The sequence below is a fragment of the Ensifer sp. 38_S197 genome (assembly GCF_056924495.1).
Genome location: NZ_JBXOVZ010000002.1, coordinates 154,090 through 170,790 on the forward strand (window position 1 = coordinate 154,090; position 16,701 = coordinate 170,790).

Here is a 16,701-nt window from a genome sequence, read left to right on the forward strand (position 1 = left end):
AAGCCTCATGCGAAAAGACGCAAGTCATGGACTGCCCGGCGCGGCCGTTCATCAGTGGAACATAATGACACCACATTTGGTAAACCGATTGTTAAGACCATCGGTTCAAATTGCATGGAAATGGTCCAGACCCTTCACTGGCCGCGCAGTGATCTGACTGGCGGCCACTGCAAACCCGCAAGCGAGCAACTTTCGCGCCTGACGGAGGAAACGATGCATCAGATCATGAAGGCAGCCAAGCAGGCCTGCCGTGTATTCCTGGCCACGGTGTTCCTGGTCGCTGCTGCCCAGACGACGGCGCATGCGCAATCTGCGAACAACAGCCAATATACGATGCAGGAAATCGTCGATGCCGGTCACGGCTTCTTCGGCGAAACGTCAGGCGGCTTGGCGAAAGTCGTCGAGCGCGCCTTTGAGCGCTACGGCCTGCCGAACGGTTACATTCTCGGGCAGGAAGGCTCGGGCGCATTCATCGCCGGCCTCACCTATGGCGAAGGCGAACTCAATACCAAGAACGCCGGCCAGCACAGCGTCTTCTGGCAAGGCCCCTCGCTCGGTATCGACTGGGGCGGTCAGGGCAGCCGCGCCATGATGCTCGTCTACAATCTGCCGAGCGTGCCAGCGCTCTACAAGCGCTTCGGCGGCGTCTCCGGTTCGGCCTATGTCGTCGCCGGCGTCGGCATGACGGTTCTGACCGACGAGCAGATCGTCGTCGTTCCGATCCGCACCGGCATCGGCGCGCGGCTCGGCATCAATGTCGGCTACCTCAAGATGACCCAAACCCCCACCTGGAACCCCTTCTGAGGCCTACTGCATAATTCCTTAAATCGGCATCGATTTAAGGACAAATTTATGCAGCAGATCTAAAGTGCGACAGCGACCTTTGCGCGTCTCAATAGACGCGCGGCGCTGTAGCCGGGTTAACGCGGGCAAAATCCCGCGCCAGACACTTGCAGCGCACGAAACGTCATGTTTAGTGCAAGGAAGCGAAATACGCAGCGCCTGCCGGACCGCGAGGCCCGGCAGGCGCTGCGGTTCCGATACAGATTTGAAACGGCCAGCTCGTGATCCAATTCGCGCTTCTCTTTGCCCTGGGCTTTCTGACGGCGATCATCATCGGCCTGCTGGTCGCTCCGGCGATCCACCGCCGCATCGTGCGCTTTGCCGAAGACCGACTGAAGGCCACCATGCCGCTCAGCCCGCAGGAGGTGCGCGCACAGAAGGACGCCGCCCGCGCGGCCTACGCCGCTGAAAACGCGCGCACGCAGCAGGCCCTGAAGCGCGAGCGCGACAAAGGCGTGTCGCTGATGCTGGCCAACGAGAAGAGTTTGCAGGAGGCACGGCGCCTCAGCGGCGAGAATGCCGACCTGCATGCGCAGCTTGCCGACATGAACGTCGAAGCGGCCGACATGCGCTCCGCCATCCGACAGTTCGAACAGCGCCTAGAACGGATGAAGGCAACGCTCGACAGCGTCGAGCGCGACAACGCCGGAAAGTCCGACGAGATCCAGAAGCTCGGCATCCAGCTCGCTCAGCATGCCGCCGAGATCGACAATCTCAAGATCAGCCTGGCCGCGCGCGAAACCGAGGTCGAGCATCTGAAAAGCCGGATTGCCACGCTGCGCGATGAGCGCGAGGCGCTACGCGGCGATCTCAAGGCCGAAACGACCCATGCCAAGGAAATGGAACTGCGTCTCTCGCGCGACGAAACGCGGCTACACCGTCTGGAAGACAAGCTTGCGCGCGAGATGGCAACCAGCGCCGACCGCGAGAGTGCGCTCGAACGGCGCGCAGGGGAAATCGAACGGCTGAAGGCCAAGGTAAAGGATACCAACCAGGAAATGCGCGATGCGGCCAAGGCTCTGCGTGCCGCCGGCATCGCCTTCCCGCTCAGAAAGGAACGCCGTCCGGCCGCCGAACGGGCCGCCAACGGTTCCGTCTCCCAGTCCGATCAGCCCGCCGGCGAGATGCTGGGCTCTGCCGCCGCCGATGATCTGCGCAACCGTGCCACCGCGCTTTCGGAACGCCTGACCAATTCGAAATCCGCCGCCCATGACGACGCCCTGCGCGACGAGGTTGCGGCAATTGCCGCCGGCATGGTCGCGCTGACGGCGACGAACGAAGGCCCCTCCTCGCCCATCCTCAACCTGTTGGCAGGCGACGAGCAGGAGCAAGGTGCGGCCAAGCGCGAGAGTTTGGCGAAGCGGGCGAAAGACATACTGCCGCGCGAGTAGAGCCTGTCGGGCGGGCGGATCGCGGGCACACCGGCTTCGGCTCCACCACGGTCACGGATCGGACCAGGTTTTATCGTTGGTAAGTCTGAGATCGGGCGGTCAGATCCGGCCGTTGACCAGTGCCACCTGATGCAGGGCAATGCCGGCGGCGGTGGAGACATTGAGGCTATCGAGGCCCGGGCGCTGACGGATACGCGCCGTATGGACAGAGGCCAGCACCGATTGCGGCAGCCCCTCCCCTTCGGTTCCCATGAGAAGCGCCGTGCGCGCCGCCGGCGGGATTGCACCAAGCTCGGTGTCACCGGCGGGCGAGAGCCCCCAGATCGCAAAGCCCGCCTGCTGCAGCCGCTCCAGCATGGTGGCGACCGAACCTTCGCGCGCAAAAGGCACCGTCAGCACCGAGCCGACCGAGACCCGGATCGCCTTGCGGTACATCGGGTCGCAGCACGTCTCATCCATCAGCACGGCATCGACCCCGAAGGCCGCGGCGTTGCGGAAGAGCGCGCCCATGTTGTCGTGGTTGGAGATGCCGCACGCCGCCAGAACGAGGCTCGACGCGGGCAGCGACGCGATCAATGCATCGCGGCCGGGCTCACCGTCGCGGCGGCCGAGCGCAAGCACGCCCCGGTGCATGTTGAAGCCGGCGATTGCATCGAACACCTGTGCATCCGCCACATAGACCGGTACCAACGGCGGGAACCGCGCGAGAATATCCTGGACGCCGGAAAGCCGGTTTTCGAGCAGCAGGATCGCCTCGGCGACAAAGCCACGCCCGGCTTCGTGCGCCGCCGCCAGCATGCGCAGCACCACCGTGCCTTCGGCGATGAAGCGACCCTGCCGCCCGGTCAGATCGCGCTCCTTGATCGAGACGAAGCCGGCAATTCGGGGATCGGCGGGGTCATCGATGCGCTGGAGGGGCGGAAGGGCACTCGACATGTCGTCAGTTCGTCCTGACGGTGACGTCGGCAACGATGCGGCCGGCGCCGATGTCGAACACGATGGCGCGCGGCTCCGCCCCCGGCAGGTTGCCGTAGAAGAGCACCTGGGAGCCGGAGAGCGCCACGTTCGTCACCGTGAAACCGGCGGGAAGCGCTGCGACCGCATTGACCGGCGCTTCGCTCGGAACGACGGCAGCGGCGGCCTGAACGGGTGCCTTCGCGTCCGTGCGTGTCAGCTTGTAGACAATCGTCCCAAGGACGGCCATAAGCATGACCAACATGACACCGACCGAGACAAGCTGAAGTTTCACCATCTTGCGGCGGACATTTTCCATGGCCGGATCTAGCGGCTTGTCTTCCTGGTCATCGGGCTCGATTGCGGTCATGGCTGGCCTTTTTTCGGATTTGGAACGGAATGAACGACCCCTTTAAACAAGCGACGGCCAATAGGAAAGTCCTGACCGCAGGCGAGGATGCCACGGGGCGCCTTGATTCCTTCCTCACGGACGCACTTTCGGGTGAATTCTCCCGCAACCGGATCAAGAGCCTGATCGAGCAGGGCGCGGTGTCGATCAACGGCAAGCCGGTGACGGAAGCGAAGAAGAAGGTTCATCCTGGCGACGTCTTCGAGATCGATCTGCCCGAGCCGGAAGATCCGGAGCCGAAGGGCGAAGACATCCCGCTCGACGTGCTCTACGAGGACGACGACCTGATCGTGCTTTGCAAGCCGGCCGGCCTCGTCGTGCATCCGGGCGCCGGCAACTGGACCGGCACTCTGGTCAACGCGCTCATCCACCATTGCGGCAGCAGCCTGTCGGGGATCGGTGGCGTCAAGCGCCCGGGCATCGTCCATCGCCTCGACAAGGAGACGAGCGGCGTCATGGTCGTCGCCAAGAACGATGCCGCGCACCGCCATCTCTCGGAGCAGTTTGCCGACCACGGTCGCACCGGTCCGCTCGAACGCGCCTATCGCGCCGTCGTCTGGGGGCGTCCGCGGCAGTTGAAGGGTACGATCGACGCGCCGCTCGGGCGCGCCGGTGACCGCACCAAACGCGCGGTCAAGCGCGAAGACAGCGACGACGCCCGCGAAGCGATCACCCACTATGAGGTCGTCGAGCGCTATCTCGAAAAGCCGGATGGCACCTGCCTGGCGTCAACCGTGGAATGCCACCTCGAAACGGGGCGCACGCACCAGATCCGCGTGCACATGGCCCATATCGGCCATCCGCTGATCGGTGACCCGGAATATGGCGCCGCCTTCCGCACCAAGGCGAATTTGCTGCCGGATGCGGCCAAAGCCGTCGTCAATCAATTCCACCGCCAGGCCCTGCACGCCTTCATGCTGCAGTTCGAGCACCCGACTACCGGCGAAACCATGCATTTCGAAGCGCCTGTCCCGGCCGACATGGAGCAACTGATCGAGGCCTTGCGCGGCGAAGTGTGATCGCCCTCTTGAATTCCGCTGTCAGGATTCCAATCTAAGCGTTAGTCTCTGTTCGTGACATTCCTGTCACCCGGTCTCACAGATTGGTGAAACCGGAGTCCTTGAATCATGCTTTCGCCGTACTTATTTTCTAGGCTCGTGGGGTCTTGACGAAGACCCACATGCCCGGCTTGCCGACCGGAAGCCGGAGACGATTAAAGGGGGGTGCTTCATATGGCCCGAAACAATTTGCCGACCATTGCCGCTGGTGAAGGTGGCCTCAATCGTTATCTCGACGAAATCCGCAAATTTCCGATGCTGGAACCGCAGGAAGAGTACATGCTCGCCAAGCGGTACCAGGAACATGACGACCGCAATGCGGCGCACAAGCTGGTGACCAGTCACCTTCGCCTCGTCGCCAAGATCGCGATGGGCTATCGCGGCTACGGCCTGCCGATCGGCGAAGTCGTATCCGAGGGCAATGTCGGCCTGATGCAGGCCGTCAAGAAGTTCGAGCCCGATCGCGGCTTCCGCCTCGCAACCTATGCGATGTGGTGGATCAAGGCGGCGATCCAGGAATATATCCTGCGCTCGTGGTCGCTTGTGAAAATGGGTACGACCGCCAACCAGAAGCGGCTGTTCTTCAACCTGCGTCGCCTCAAGGGTAAGATCCAGGCCCTGGATGAAGGCGACCTGAAGCCCGAACAGGTCAAGGAAATCGCCACCACGCTCAAGGTGAGCGAGGACGAAGTGGTTTCGATGAACCGCCGGCTTTCCGGTGACGCGTCGCTCAACGCGCCGATCAAGGCGAGTGAGGGCGATTCCGGCCAGTGGCAGGATTGGCTTGTCGACGACCACGACAACCAGGAAGAAATCCTGATCGAGCAGGACGAGCTTGAAAGCCGCAGGGCGCTGCTCGCCAATGCGATGAAGGTGCTGAACGACCGCGAACGCCGCATTTTCGAGGCGCGCCGCCTGACCGAGGAGCCGCTAACGCTCGAGGATCTTTCGGCCGAGTTCGACATCAGCCGCGAGCGCGTGCGGCAGATCGAGGTGCGTGCCTTCGAAAAGGTCCAGGACGCCGTGCGCAAGGCCGCTCTCGAGCGCGCCAACGCCTTGCGGGTCGTCGAAGGCGCCGCATAACACCCCTCGCCGTGCCTTACGGTGGCACGGCAGCAGCGTGAGCTAAATGAAAAACCCGGCGGATCGCTCCTGCCGGGTTTTTCTTTGTCCTGTCGGATTCAGGCCTACTGGCTGTTGGTCGCCGCATCCGTAGCCGGCGCGGCCGCCCAGGCGCGCAGCGCCTGGTTGAAGGCATCCGTTCCGCTCGGTCCCTTCTCCAGCGTCAACAGTGCGCGCCGCCCGTTCCTGTAGGTCAGCGGAATGTCGATCCAGCTACGGCTGCGCAGCAGTTCGGTGTTGTTGCCGATCGCGTCCTTGGAATCGTTGAGCGCGATCATATGGAAGTCGTCGGTGATCTTGGCCGGGACAGCGATCAACGCGTCCCCCCGATCCTGCTCCGTACGCTTCATCGAAACGCGCTGCACGCTGTCGATCGCGCCGCCCTCGAAGTTCTGCGGCAGCGAGAAGACGAATTCGATGACATGACTTGCCGGCAACGACTCGTCGGCATTGCGCTTGATCGTCATCAACGCGGTGAGGCCCCGGTCCGGAATGGTGATCTGTGCCTGGACGGCCGGTTCGGGCTTGGCGTCACCGCCGGGCGATTCTTCCTTCACCGACCACGCAACGGTTCCCGGAATGGCCGTCGGCGAAGACTGGCCGAGGCGCTCTTCGTAGAGGAACATCTTCTCGCCATTGGCGATGGCAATCTCCGGTGTCGTCGGCTGTCCACCAGTCTGCTGTCCGGCAGGCGGTGTGCCCGCTTGACCGGCCGTTCCACCCTGGGCATTGACCGTTTCCAAAGGCTTGCTCGCCTCGGTCTGCTGCGCCACGGACTTGCCTTCCTGGCCAGTGCCCTCGGCGCTTGCGGTGGCGGGTCCATTGTCGACTTCGGAGCCGTCATTAAGCAGACGCTGGGTGAATTTCGTCGAGGTGTTGTCCGGGACCGCCGTATCGTCGTGTTGTGCCGGTTGCTGCTGCGTCGTTTCTCCCTGGCCATCTGCCGGCGGAGCGCTCTCTTCTGCCGGCGATCCCCCGATGTTTGAAACGGCCGAAGTGACCGACGCCACGATCCTCGAAAGCCAGGCGTTGCCCGCTTGCCGGTTCTGCCAGTAGGCAAAGCCGCCACCGCCTAGCGCCAGCAAGATGATTGCGGCGATGGCAAGGCGTTTGATGCTGAAGCGCGACGGCTTCGGTGTAACCCGGTACGATGCCGGTCGCGATGCCGCGGGCGCCGGTCCCTCGGCGCCACGTTCCGGCTCGCGCGCAGCGGTCGATGCGGCTGCACCCGCCGTCGCTGCGGTCGCGGCTCCTTCGAAGCCGAGCAGGTCGTCGATGTGGTCCCAGGCCGTGCCGGCGCGATCTTGCTGGTTCTGGGGGGTATCGGTCGTGGCCGCCTGTCCGGTCTTCTCGATCGGCCAGGACCAATCGGCAATTTCCGGTTCCGCGCTCTTTTCGGTGCGCCGTTCCTCGAATGCCGCGAAGGGATCGTTATCGTCGAACGACCAGTTACGCGCGGTATCGGCCTTGGGGGGCTCGGCTTCTGCCCTCGGCGTCTCCGCCGGCACATCCTGCTGCAGTTCTTCCACCGGATGCATGCCGAGAAGCTCGGGCCCGTGGGCCTGCTCGTCCTCCTCGACCTGCTCGTCCGCGGGAGCGGGCGTCGCGTTTGGAGCGGCGGTTTCCCATTCCGGCAGATCCCACTCCGAGGCGACCGGCTTTTCCTCGGCGGCCACCGCCGGAGCATCCCACACCGGCTCTTCGACCGAGCGAGGTTGCTCGTCCACCGGCGGCGGGGGGGCAGTCACATCGTGCGTTTCGCTCGCAGCCGGTGCCGCATACTCCGCGGCCTCGTAAACCGGGGCATCTGCCTGCGGCTCTTCGACGACGGGAGCGCTTGGCTCGTCGATCGGAGTATCAGCCGTTTCGACGACCGGCTCTTCCGCAGCCGGCTCTGCCGCGGCTACCTCCGCCGCTTCGGCGGAATGGTCGGCATACTGCGCCGGTTCCCCGTGAACCGCAGCACCATAGTCGGCAGCGTTTTCCGTTTCCGGTGCTGCTTCCTCAGCGACCGCGGCCGGCTCGCTCTGAGCCGGCTCGGGCTGCGCTTCAGGCTCGGGAACGACGTCCTCAACCGGCTGCCCGACGGCTACGGCCTCGGACGCACCCTCCAGCACCTCCGTCTCTTCGAGAGAAGGCAAGGCTTCGGCATATTCGCTGTCAACTTCGGCGATCGCGTTTTCGAGTTTCGCCAACTGGCGATTGATCATGTCGTCCGACGGACGCGGGTTCATGTTTTCGAGCTGGCGGCGCACGGCCGCGCGCGCCTTCTCGTATACCCTGTCCCGCATTTCGGGTGTGTTTTCCGACAGGCCGTCAACGGTCCTGCGAATAACTGCAACAAAATCCGCCATTAGTACTTTCTCATACGCCCAGGTATGTCTTTGCGATCGCGACGCAATGTCATTTCGCCGACACTAGTCCTCAAAGGGGTCCGTCACAAGTATTGTGTCGTCCCGTTCGGGGCTGGTCGAAAGAAGAGCGACCGGCGCACCGATCAGTTCTTCCACCTGACGAACGTATTTGATCGCTTGCGCCGGAAGATCCGCCCAGCTGCGTGCGCCGACCGTCGATTCCTTCCAGCCTTCGAGGGTAATATAGACTGGCTTTGCCGAAGCTTGCTGCGCCTGGCTTGCCGGCAGGTGGTCGATCTGCTGCCCATCCAGAGTATAACCGACGCAGATCTTCAGCTCATCGAGACCATCGAGCACGTCGAGCTTGGTGAGCGCGATTCCGGTGATGCCATTGGCGGCAACCGACTGGCGCACCAGTGCCGCGTCGAACCAGCCGCAGCGACGCTTGCGCCCCGTCACCGTGCCGAATTCATGTCCCTTTTCGCCGAGGAACTGGCCGATTTCATCGGTGAGTTCGGTCGGGAACGGGCCCTCGCCGACACGCGTCGTGTAGGCCTTGGTGATGCCGAGGATGTAGCCGAGCGAACCCGGACCCATGCCCGAGCCTGCCGCGGCCTGGCCGGCAACGGTGTTCGACGAGGTGACGAACGGATAGGTGCCGTGGTCGATGTCGAGCAGCGTTCCCTGCGCGCCTTCGAACAGGATGCGCGCGCCCTTGCGGCGGGCTTTGTCGAGCAGGACCCAGACGGTGTCCATGAACGGCAGCACCTTGGCGGCGACAGAGGAAAGCTCCTGCATGATCGCCGCGTGGCTGATTTCCGCTTCACCGAGACCGCGGCGCAGCGCGTTGTGGTGCGTCAACAGGCGGTCGACCTTTGCCGGCAGCGTATCGAGGTCGGCGAGGTCCATCACGCGGATCGCGCGGCGGCCGACCTTGTCTTCATAGGCCGGGCCGATGCCGCGGCGCGTCGTGCCGATCTTGGTGCCGCTGTTGGAGGCCGCATCTTCGCGGATGCCGTCAAGCTCGCGGTGCAGCGACAGGATCAGCGTGGCGTTGTCGGCGATGCGCAGATTGTCCGGCGTGATTGCAATGCCCTGCTTGCTGAGCTTTTCGATTTCGGCAATCAGCGCATGCGGGTCGATGACGACGCCGTTGCCGATGACGGCAAGCTTGCCGGGGCGGACAACGCCGGAAGGCAGGAGCGACAGCTTGTAGCTGACGCCGTCGATCACCAGGGTATGGCCGGCATTGTGACCGCCCTGAAAGCGCACGACGATATCCGCGCGTTCGGAGAGCCAATCCACAATCTTGCCTTTGCCTTCGTCACCCCATTGGGAGCCGACCACTACGACATTCGTCATAATTCTCTTCCTGTGCAGGCGCGCAAACGAGGCTGCGCTGTTCTCAAACCCGCGCATCTATACTGTGTTGTCATCCGGAAAGCGACCCCGTTATATCGGGCGTTCCGCCCTTTTTGCATGACAAGGGCGGGATTTAGCGCCTATATCTCCGTCTCTCCCGCCATCCCGGCAACAGGTCGCCCATCCCCGCACAGGTCCGAGCATCGTGAATTCCAGAGCCTATCTCTATCTCTGCGTCACCGCACTCTTCTGGGGCGGCAATTCGGTCGCCGGCAAGATGGCGGTCGGGCACGTGAGCCCGATGATGCTGACCACCCTGCGCTGGGTCTTTGCCCTGGTCGTCATCCTGGTGCTGATGACGCCACAGATCCGTCGCGACTGGGAAAAGATCCGTAAGCATTGGCTGCAACTGCTCGCATATGGCGCGATCGGCTTCACCACCTTCAACGCGCTGCTCTACTCGGCGCTGAAATATACGAGCGCCATCAACGCCGTCATCCTTCAGGCCGGCATTCCGATGCTGATCTTCCTGTTCAATTTCATGCTGTTCCGCACGAAGGCTTCGATCGCCCAGGTGATCGGCTTCAGCGTTACCCTGATCGGCGTATTGGTGACGGCAGCCCATGGCGACATTTCGAGCCTGCTAACACTCGAATTCAATTTCGGCGACGCGCTGATGATCGCCGCCTGCGTGGTCTATGCAGGCTACACCGTGGCACTGCGCTACAAGCCGATCATGCACTGGCAGAGCTTCATTGCCGCGCCCGCGTTCGGCGCACTCGTCAGCGCCCTGCCGCTGCTCTTCTGGGAAATTGGCAGCGGCACGGCGATCGTGCCGGATACCACCGGCTGGATCATCGTTCTCTATGCCGCGATCTTCCCGTCGCTGATGTCACAGGTGCTCTATGTACGCGGCGTCGAGATGATCGGCGCCAATCGGGCAGGCCTCTTCATCAATGCGATTCCCGTTTTCGGAACGCTTCTTTCCGTGTTGCTGATCGGCGAGACCTTCCGCCTTTTCCATCTTGTCGCGCTTCTCCTGGTGCTTGGCGGCATCGCCATTGCCGAGAGGGGTCGCCCGCACTGACGAGCCCTCGCGCGTGTCAGACAACAGTCGCGCGATGCAATCGCTGGAACCTGGCAAGCGGCTTAAGTCTTGGTCAGCAGATGGATGTTTCTGTCGCCGCCAGCATATTGGGACCAAGGCATCTTCATTTATCAGGCGAGAAGCCGCTCCATATAGAGCGCTTCCTCGCCGTAGCTTGAGAGCTTCAGCGCCAGCCGCTCGTCCATGCGCACCTCAAACCCCTGTCTTTCCCAAAAGCCGCGGGATCCGTTGACGGAGACGAGCGACATCGACCTGAACCCTTCTGTCCTGGCGACATCCTCCAGCATCGGAAGGACTCCGCCTCCGGCTCCGGAGCCACGCATCTCGGGCAGAAGGGCTAGATCGTGGATGTACCAGGTGTCGGCTGTGTCAGGAATTTCGCCAAGCATGGTGTTCAGCGACGGCGGCGCGCCTCTGAGCCACGGATGGCTCAACACGTAACCCCGCGACTGCCCGTGCGCATCCAGCATGAAGCAACCGGCGGGGCTCAGGGCGATGCGATCGGCAAGCACGGCGTCATCCTCGGGGAACGCCTGGTGAACCACGAGCTGGATCTCCGATACGGAGGCGAGGTCGGGCAGGCTTGCCTCGCGCCAGCAGAACGTCATGTCGGTCATTGCTCGTCACATGCCTTCGAAACAGGAAAACGCACCGACGGTCACCGGTGCGTCCTCGATGTATCCCGTGATCGGGTCGGCGAAGCGGCAGAACGTGCTGCCGCTTCCTGTGCCGGCTTCAATCGATGTTGAAGACCAGCGGCTTTGCCTGGCGAATTGCCTTGTTGGCACGCAGCTTGTCAAGCACGGCCTCGGAAACGGCAGCGTCGACATAGAGCAGAGCGATCGCGTCGCCGCCTTCCTTCTCACGGCCGAGCTGGAAGTTGGCGATATTGACGCCGGCATCGCCGAGCGTCATGCCGATGAAGCCGATCATGCCGGGAACGTCGGTGTTGGTGATGTAGACCATGTGGTTGCCGACATCCGCGTCGAGATTGATGCCCTTGATCTGGATGAAGCGCGGCTTGCCGTCCGAGAAGACGGTGCCGGCAACCGAGCGCGTCTGGTTCGCCGTCGTCACCGTCAGCTTGATGTAGCCGTCGAAGACGCCGGTCTTGTCGCGCTTGACCTCGGAAAGGATGATGCCCTTTTCCTTGATCATGACCGGCGCCGAAACCATGTTGACGTCGGCGACCTGCGGCCGGATCAGGCCGGCGAGCACCGCGCTCGTCAGCGCCTTGGTGTTCATGCCGGCGGTCGAGCCGTCATAGAGGATCTCGATTTCCTTGATCGCGCTTTCGGTGACCTGGCCGACGAAGGCGCCGAGAACGTCGGCAAGCCGGATGAACGGCTTCAGGATCGGCGCTTCCTCGGCCGTGATCGACGGCATGTTGATGGCGTTGGAGACGGCACCCTTGACCAGGTAGTCCGACATCTGTTCGGCCACCTGCAGCGCGACATTCTCCTGCGCTTCCGTGGTCGAAGCACCGAGATGCGGCGTGCAGACGACGTTCGGCAGGCCGAAGAGTGGGCTTTCCGTCGCAGGTTCGACCTCGAAGACGTCGAAGCCGGCGCCGGCGACATGACCCGACTTGATCGCCTCGGCGAGCGCCTTCTCATCGACCAGGCCGCCACGGGCGCAGTTGACGATGCGCACGCCCGGCTTCGTCTTGGCGAGCGCTTCGGCGTTCAGGATGTTGCGCGTCTTGTCCGTCAGCGGCACGTGCAGCGTGATGAAATCGGCCTGGGCGAGCAGCTCATCGAGCTCGACCTTGGTGACGCCCATTTCCTCGGCACGCTCCTTGGAGAGGAACGGGTCGTAGGCGAGAACATGCATCTTCAGGCCGATGGCGCGCGAGCAGACGATCGAGCCGATATTGCCGGCGCCGATGACGCCGAGCGTCTTGCCGGTGATCTCGACACCCATGAAGCGCGACTTCTCCCACTTGCCGGCCTGCGTCGAGGTATCGGCAGCCGGAAGCTGGCGGGCAACGGCAAAGAGCAGCGCGATCGCATGTTCGGCGGTCGTGATCGAGTTCCCGAAAGGCGTGTTCATCACGATGATACCGCGGCGCGAGGCGGCCGGGATATCGACGTTGTCGACACCGATGCCGGCGCGGCCGATGACCTTGAGGTTGGTCGCAGCCGCGATCAGCTTTTCCGTCGCCTTGGTGGCCGAACGGATCGCAAGGCCGTCATAGTTGCCGATGATTTCGGCGAGCTTGTCCTTGTCCTTGCCGAGCTTCGGCTGGAAATCGACTTCGACGCCGCGGTCGCGGAAGATCTGGACGGCGGTTTCCGAGAGTTCGTCGGATACGAGAACGCGAGGTGCCATGAAAGGCCTCCTTACTTAGAGATCAGGTCTGAATAGGAATGCGGATAGCCAGCCTCGCCCCTCCCCGGGAGCGAAGCGGATCACTTTCATCTGTGCGGGACGCGGGCAGAGTACATTTTCCTCACCCCGCTCCGGATCAGGCCGCAGCCTGCGCCAGTGTCGCCTTCTGGGTCTCGAAGGCCCAGGTAAGCCACGGCATCAGCGCTGCCATGTCGGCGGCCTCGATGGTGGCGCCGGCCCATATGCGAAGGCCGGACGGGGCATCGCGGTAATGGCCGATGTCGAAGGCAACGCCTTCCTTTTCGAGGAGGGCGACCACGCCCTTGGCGAAGGCGGCCTGGCCGTCGGCGTCGAGCGCCAAAACGTCCTTGTCGACGATCTTCAGGCAGACCGAGGTGTTGGAGCGGGTCTCGTCCTTGACCGCCAGGTTGGCGATCCAGTCATTGGCGGCGATGAAGTCGAAGATCACCTGCGCATTGGCATCGGCGCGGGCCATCAGGCCCTTGAGCCCGCCGACCTGCTCAGCCCAGAGCAGCGCATCGATATAGTCCTCGACGCAGAGCATCGACGGCGTGTTGATCGTCTCGCCGGTGAAGATGCCCTCGATCAGCTTGCCGCCCGAGGTCATGCGGAAGATCTTCGGCAGCGGCCAGGCCGGAACGTAGGTGAGCAGGCGCTCGACGGCGCGCGGCGACAGGATGATGACGCCGTGAGCGCCCTCGCCGCCGAGGACCTTCTGCCAGGAGAAGGTGACGACGTCGAGCTTGGCGAAGTCGAGGTTCTGCGCGAAGGCGGCAGAGGTCGCGTCGCAGATCGTCAGGCCCTTGCGGTCGGCCGGGATGAATTCGGCATTCGGCACGCGCACGCCGGAGGTCGTGCCGTTCCAGGTGAAGACCACGTCGCGGTCGAAATCGACCTTGGAAAGATCGGGCAGCTCGCCGTAGCCGGCTTCGAATTTGCGAACGTCGGCAAGCTTCAGCTGCTTGACCACATCGGTCACCCAGCCGGCGCCGAAGCTTTCCCAGGCAACCATATCGACGCCGCGCTGACCCAGCAGCGACCAGAGCGCCATTTCGACGGCGCCGGTATCGGAAGCGGGCACGATACCGATGCGGTAGTCGGCCGGCACTTCGAGAATGTCACGGGTAAGATCGATGGCCTGCTTCAGCTTCGTCTTGCCGATCTTGGCTCGGTGCGAACGACCGAGCGGAGCGTCGGAGAGAGCGTCGAGCGTCCAACCGGGGCGCTTCGAGCAAGGACCAGAGGAGAAATGGGTATTGTTCGGACGGATGTCCGGCTGTGCAGGCTTTGCCATGTGCTATCCTTCCAGATAGATAGCCCTTCGTTGGGGAAGGGTGTCCCGCCGTCGTCGATATTGTGGCCGGGACCGGAAGTCAAGCGCTTTGTCGCAATCGAGAAAATTTATGGCGTCGCGGGCAACATCTGAAAAGCCTGAGCAAGGCCAGCCGATCGATCGTTAACAGGCGACGCCCTTCCTGCGCCGCCATCCGCACCGGTTTCGAGAGATCAGAAGGAGAAGCGCAAGCCTGCCCGGATCTCGTGGCGCGACAGCCCGTCGTCGAAGCCCTTGTCGCCGCTGGCACCAACAAGGGCCTCGGCGCCGAAGCCGAACATCTCACCATCGGCGATATGCGAATAGCGATAACCGACATCGAGCTTCAGCTGTTCGCTGAGATCATAGGAGACGCCGGCCATCAGCGCATAGGTGAAACGCCAACTGTCGCGCCCCTCGTAGGCGGTCGAAGTGGGCGCACCAACGCAAGCGCCGCCGCCGGCCACACAAGTGGCACGTTCGATTGCGGTGTCCCAGTTGAGGCGTGTCGCGCCGATGCCGCCGCCGACATAGGGCGTGAAGCCCGCAAGCGTGCCGAAATCGACATAGGCGTTGGCCATCAGGCCGAGACCGGAATAATCGGCCCCAGTCGATAACGCACAGGACGTGCCAGCCCCCTGCCCCGCGCAAGGACTTGCCGACGACGACGAACCGCTGAACCGGCTCTCGAAATATTCGGCCGTCAGGTCGGCGCGGAACGTATCGGTGAACTGGTAGCCGATGCCGAGCGAACCGGAGAACGGTTTGTCAAAACGGGCATTGTCGAAGGAGACACTGTCATAGGTCAGCGTTCCCGCATCGAAGGTGCGGTAATAGGGGTCGCCTTCGCCGCGCCACGGCGCGTAGCCGATATCGCCACGCAGGTAGATCGCACTGGCACCGGCCGCGTCCTTCTCGATGGTGATCTCCGGGGCATTCAGGAGATCCTCGTCTGCCGCCAGCGCCGAACCGGAAAGGAGCAGGCCGGCACCAAAAGCGGCTCCGCAGAACCCGTTTCGCCAATCCATGCCCATGCCCTTTCACCACTGCTATCCGTGCGGGATGGAGCCATGCCGTCGCCGCTTCGTTCAGCGTTAACTATTGCAGCGACTGGTTAACCCGCGGTTAACCATGCTCGTTAGGAAACGGGCAAAGATTGGCGACAACGAAAAAGGCCACCCGCAGGTGGCCTTGGTGCTTGTCGGATACTGTCGGATTATTTGTAGACGATCGGCGGCGGCTCGTAAGGAACTTCGCAGGTATTGCCGAAGGAGTAGCGCAGGCCGGCGCGCGCCTCGTGGATGTAGAAGCCGTCATCGAAGCCCGGACCGCCACCATTGGCGTAACCGAACATGTCGCCGTCGTCGACCTGGCGGAAGCGATAGCCGATATCGGCCTTCAGGTTGCAGGTCAGGTCGATCGCGGTACCGGCCATGAGGGCGTAGGTGAAGCGCCAGCTATCCTTGCCGCCATGATTGGTCGTCGGGTCGCAGGCTGTGGGATCACTGACACTGCAGCTGGTGTTGCGCAATCCATCCCAGCTTACGCGCGTGGCACCGATACCGGCACCGACGTAGGGCGTGAAGGCGCCATAGGTGCCGATGTCGACATAGGCGTTGGCCATCAGGCTCCAGGCGGAAACCGAGCTTATGTCACGCGACACGCAAGGACCTGCAACCGTCCCGCAGCCGCCGCTGGTCGAGCCGGCGAAGTCGCCATTGCCCCAGTAGTCGGCCGTGATGTCGGCACGGAAATAATTGTTGAACTGGTAACCGACACCGCCGCCAATCACCCAGGAATCATCGATATCGGCCGAATCGAAATCCGCGATCGAGCCGCTCGGCCCCCCCTGGTAGAAATTTGCGCCGCGCAGGTGGTTCCAGGCGTAACCGACGTCGCCGCGCAGGTACCAGCCGCTGGTCTGGATGACCTCGACGGGCTGCTCCGGCACCGGCTCCATAGGCGGTTGGTAGACATCCGCAGCAAAAGCTGCCGTGCCGCTGAGCAAAATTGCAACAACGCCACTCAAAATTCTCTTCATGGCCCACTCCAATACATTCCGTTGCTTGGTTCACCATGAAACCGGTGCCCAAATCCCGATGTTGGTTATGGATAATGAGGAGGAAAGGTTAAGTTCCGATTAACTACAAACGTTTACCGAGATTGTTAAGAAACCAGCCTATTCTTACGGTTGTTACGCTGCATTATTGTCCGCCGTCGAGTTCCCTTAAGGTAGAGCTAAATAAACCGGCAAGACAACGTACTAGCTCGCCCCTGAAAGACAGGAACGCTCTCCACTGCAGCCCCGCGCGTCTTATCAGACGCGCGAAGGTCGCTGTAGCACTTTCAGTTGCAGCAGGTTTTTGTCCTTTAATCGGCTACGAATAAAGGAAACATGCAGTAGGAATTCCAGTGTGGGGAAATGGCCTCGTGAGA

The 16,701-nt window shown here is 62.7% G+C and carries 14 protein-coding genes; 5 read left to right on the top strand and 9 right to left on the bottom strand.

Annotated elements, in window-relative coordinates; all coding sequences use genetic code 11:
- The first annotated feature begins 213 nt into the window (after positions 1-213).
- Positions 214-804 (top strand): DUF1134 domain-containing protein, encoded by a 591-nt coding sequence (locus AC1Z3V_RS14115; RefSeq protein WP_429813485.1) that lies wholly within the window; start codon positions 214-216, stop codon positions 802-804.
- Between the two features lie 260 nt (positions 805-1,064).
- Positions 1,065-2,234 carry a hypothetical protein gene (locus tag AC1Z3V_RS14120; RefSeq protein WP_483499864.1) on the top strand — a complete coding sequence of 390 codons (1,170 nt, stop codon included), beginning with the start codon at positions 1,065-1,067 and terminating at the stop codon, positions 2,232-2,234.
- 99 nt (positions 2,235-2,333) lie between these two features.
- Here AC1Z3V_RS14120 and AC1Z3V_RS14125 read toward each other — a convergent pair whose 3' ends face one another.
- Together AC1Z3V_RS14125 and AC1Z3V_RS14130 are read right to left on the bottom strand one after the other, a co-directional pair.
- On the bottom strand, positions 2,334-3,170 hold the full coding sequence (locus AC1Z3V_RS14125) for a TrmH family RNA methyltransferase (protein ID WP_483499866.1): 837 nt from the start codon (positions 3,168-3,170) through the stop codon (positions 2,334-2,336).
- Between the two features lie 4 nt (positions 3,171-3,174).
- The gene (locus AC1Z3V_RS14130; RefSeq protein WP_483499868.1) at positions 3,175-3,558 is read right to left on the bottom strand and encodes a hypothetical protein; all 384 of its coding nucleotides are present in this window, start codon (positions 3,556-3,558) and stop codon (positions 3,175-3,177) included.
- Between the two features lie 29 nt (positions 3,559-3,587).
- Here AC1Z3V_RS14130 and AC1Z3V_RS14135 point away from each other — a divergent pair, with 29 nt between their 5' ends.
- Both AC1Z3V_RS14135 and rpoH read left to right on the top strand, forming a co-directional pair.
- The gene (locus AC1Z3V_RS14135; RefSeq protein ID WP_173520469.1) at positions 3,588-4,616 is read left to right on the top strand and encodes an RluA family pseudouridine synthase; all 1,029 of its coding nucleotides are present in this window, start codon (positions 3,588-3,590) and stop codon (positions 4,614-4,616) included.
- 213 nt (positions 4,617-4,829) lie between these two features.
- A complete protein-coding gene (gene rpoH, locus AC1Z3V_RS14140) occupies positions 4,830-5,738 on the top strand; it encodes an RNA polymerase sigma factor RpoH (protein ID WP_429813470.1) in 909 nt (302 codons plus the stop codon).
- A gap of 104 nt (positions 5,739-5,842) precedes the next feature.
- Here the strand turns inward: rpoH and AC1Z3V_RS14145 are convergent, their stop codons facing one another.
- Positions 5,843-8,131, bottom strand: coding sequence for a hypothetical protein (locus AC1Z3V_RS14145; RefSeq protein WP_483499871.1), 2,289 nt, complete (start codon positions 8,129-8,131; stop codon positions 5,843-5,845).
- Between the two features lie 63 nt (positions 8,132-8,194).
- The gene (locus AC1Z3V_RS14150) at positions 8,195-9,493 is read right to left on the bottom strand and encodes an adenylosuccinate synthase (protein WP_429813464.1); all 1,299 of its coding nucleotides are present in this window, start codon (positions 9,491-9,493) and stop codon (positions 8,195-8,197) included.
- Positions 9,494-9,698: 205 nt separating this feature from the next.
- Here AC1Z3V_RS14150 and AC1Z3V_RS14155 point away from each other — a divergent pair, with 205 nt between their 5' ends.
- Positions 9,699-10,580: a DMT family transporter gene (locus tag AC1Z3V_RS14155; RefSeq protein WP_483499873.1), complete on the top strand. Its 882-nt coding sequence runs from the start codon at positions 9,699-9,701 to the stop codon at positions 10,578-10,580.
- 131 nt (positions 10,581-10,711) lie between these two features.
- Here the strand turns inward: AC1Z3V_RS14155 and AC1Z3V_RS14160 are convergent, their stop codons facing one another.
- From AC1Z3V_RS14160 to AC1Z3V_RS14180, 5 genes are all read right to left on the bottom strand, one after another.
- Positions 10,712-11,218 (bottom strand): GNAT family N-acetyltransferase, encoded by a 507-nt coding sequence (locus AC1Z3V_RS14160; RefSeq protein WP_483499875.1) that lies wholly within the window; start codon positions 11,216-11,218, stop codon positions 10,712-10,714.
- 118 nt (positions 11,219-11,336) lie between these two features.
- Positions 11,337-12,932, bottom strand: coding sequence for a phosphoglycerate dehydrogenase (gene serA, locus AC1Z3V_RS14165; protein ID WP_429813455.1), 1,596 nt, complete (start codon positions 12,930-12,932; stop codon positions 11,337-11,339).
- 136 nt (positions 12,933-13,068) lie between these two features.
- Positions 13,069-14,247 carry a phosphoserine transaminase gene (locus tag AC1Z3V_RS14170; protein WP_483499876.1) on the bottom strand — a complete coding sequence of 393 codons (1,179 nt, stop codon included), beginning with the start codon at positions 14,245-14,247 and terminating at the stop codon, positions 13,069-13,071.
- 212 nt (positions 14,248-14,459) lie between these two features.
- Positions 14,460-15,293 (bottom strand): outer membrane protein, encoded by an 834-nt coding sequence (locus AC1Z3V_RS14175; RefSeq protein ID WP_483499878.1) that lies wholly within the window; start codon positions 15,291-15,293, stop codon positions 14,460-14,462.
- 188 nt (positions 15,294-15,481) lie between these two features.
- Complete coding sequence (locus AC1Z3V_RS14180) at positions 15,482-16,306, bottom strand: outer membrane protein (RefSeq protein WP_483499880.1); 825 nt, start codon at positions 16,304-16,306, stop codon at positions 15,482-15,484.
- Positions 16,307-16,701 lie beyond the last annotated feature (395 nt).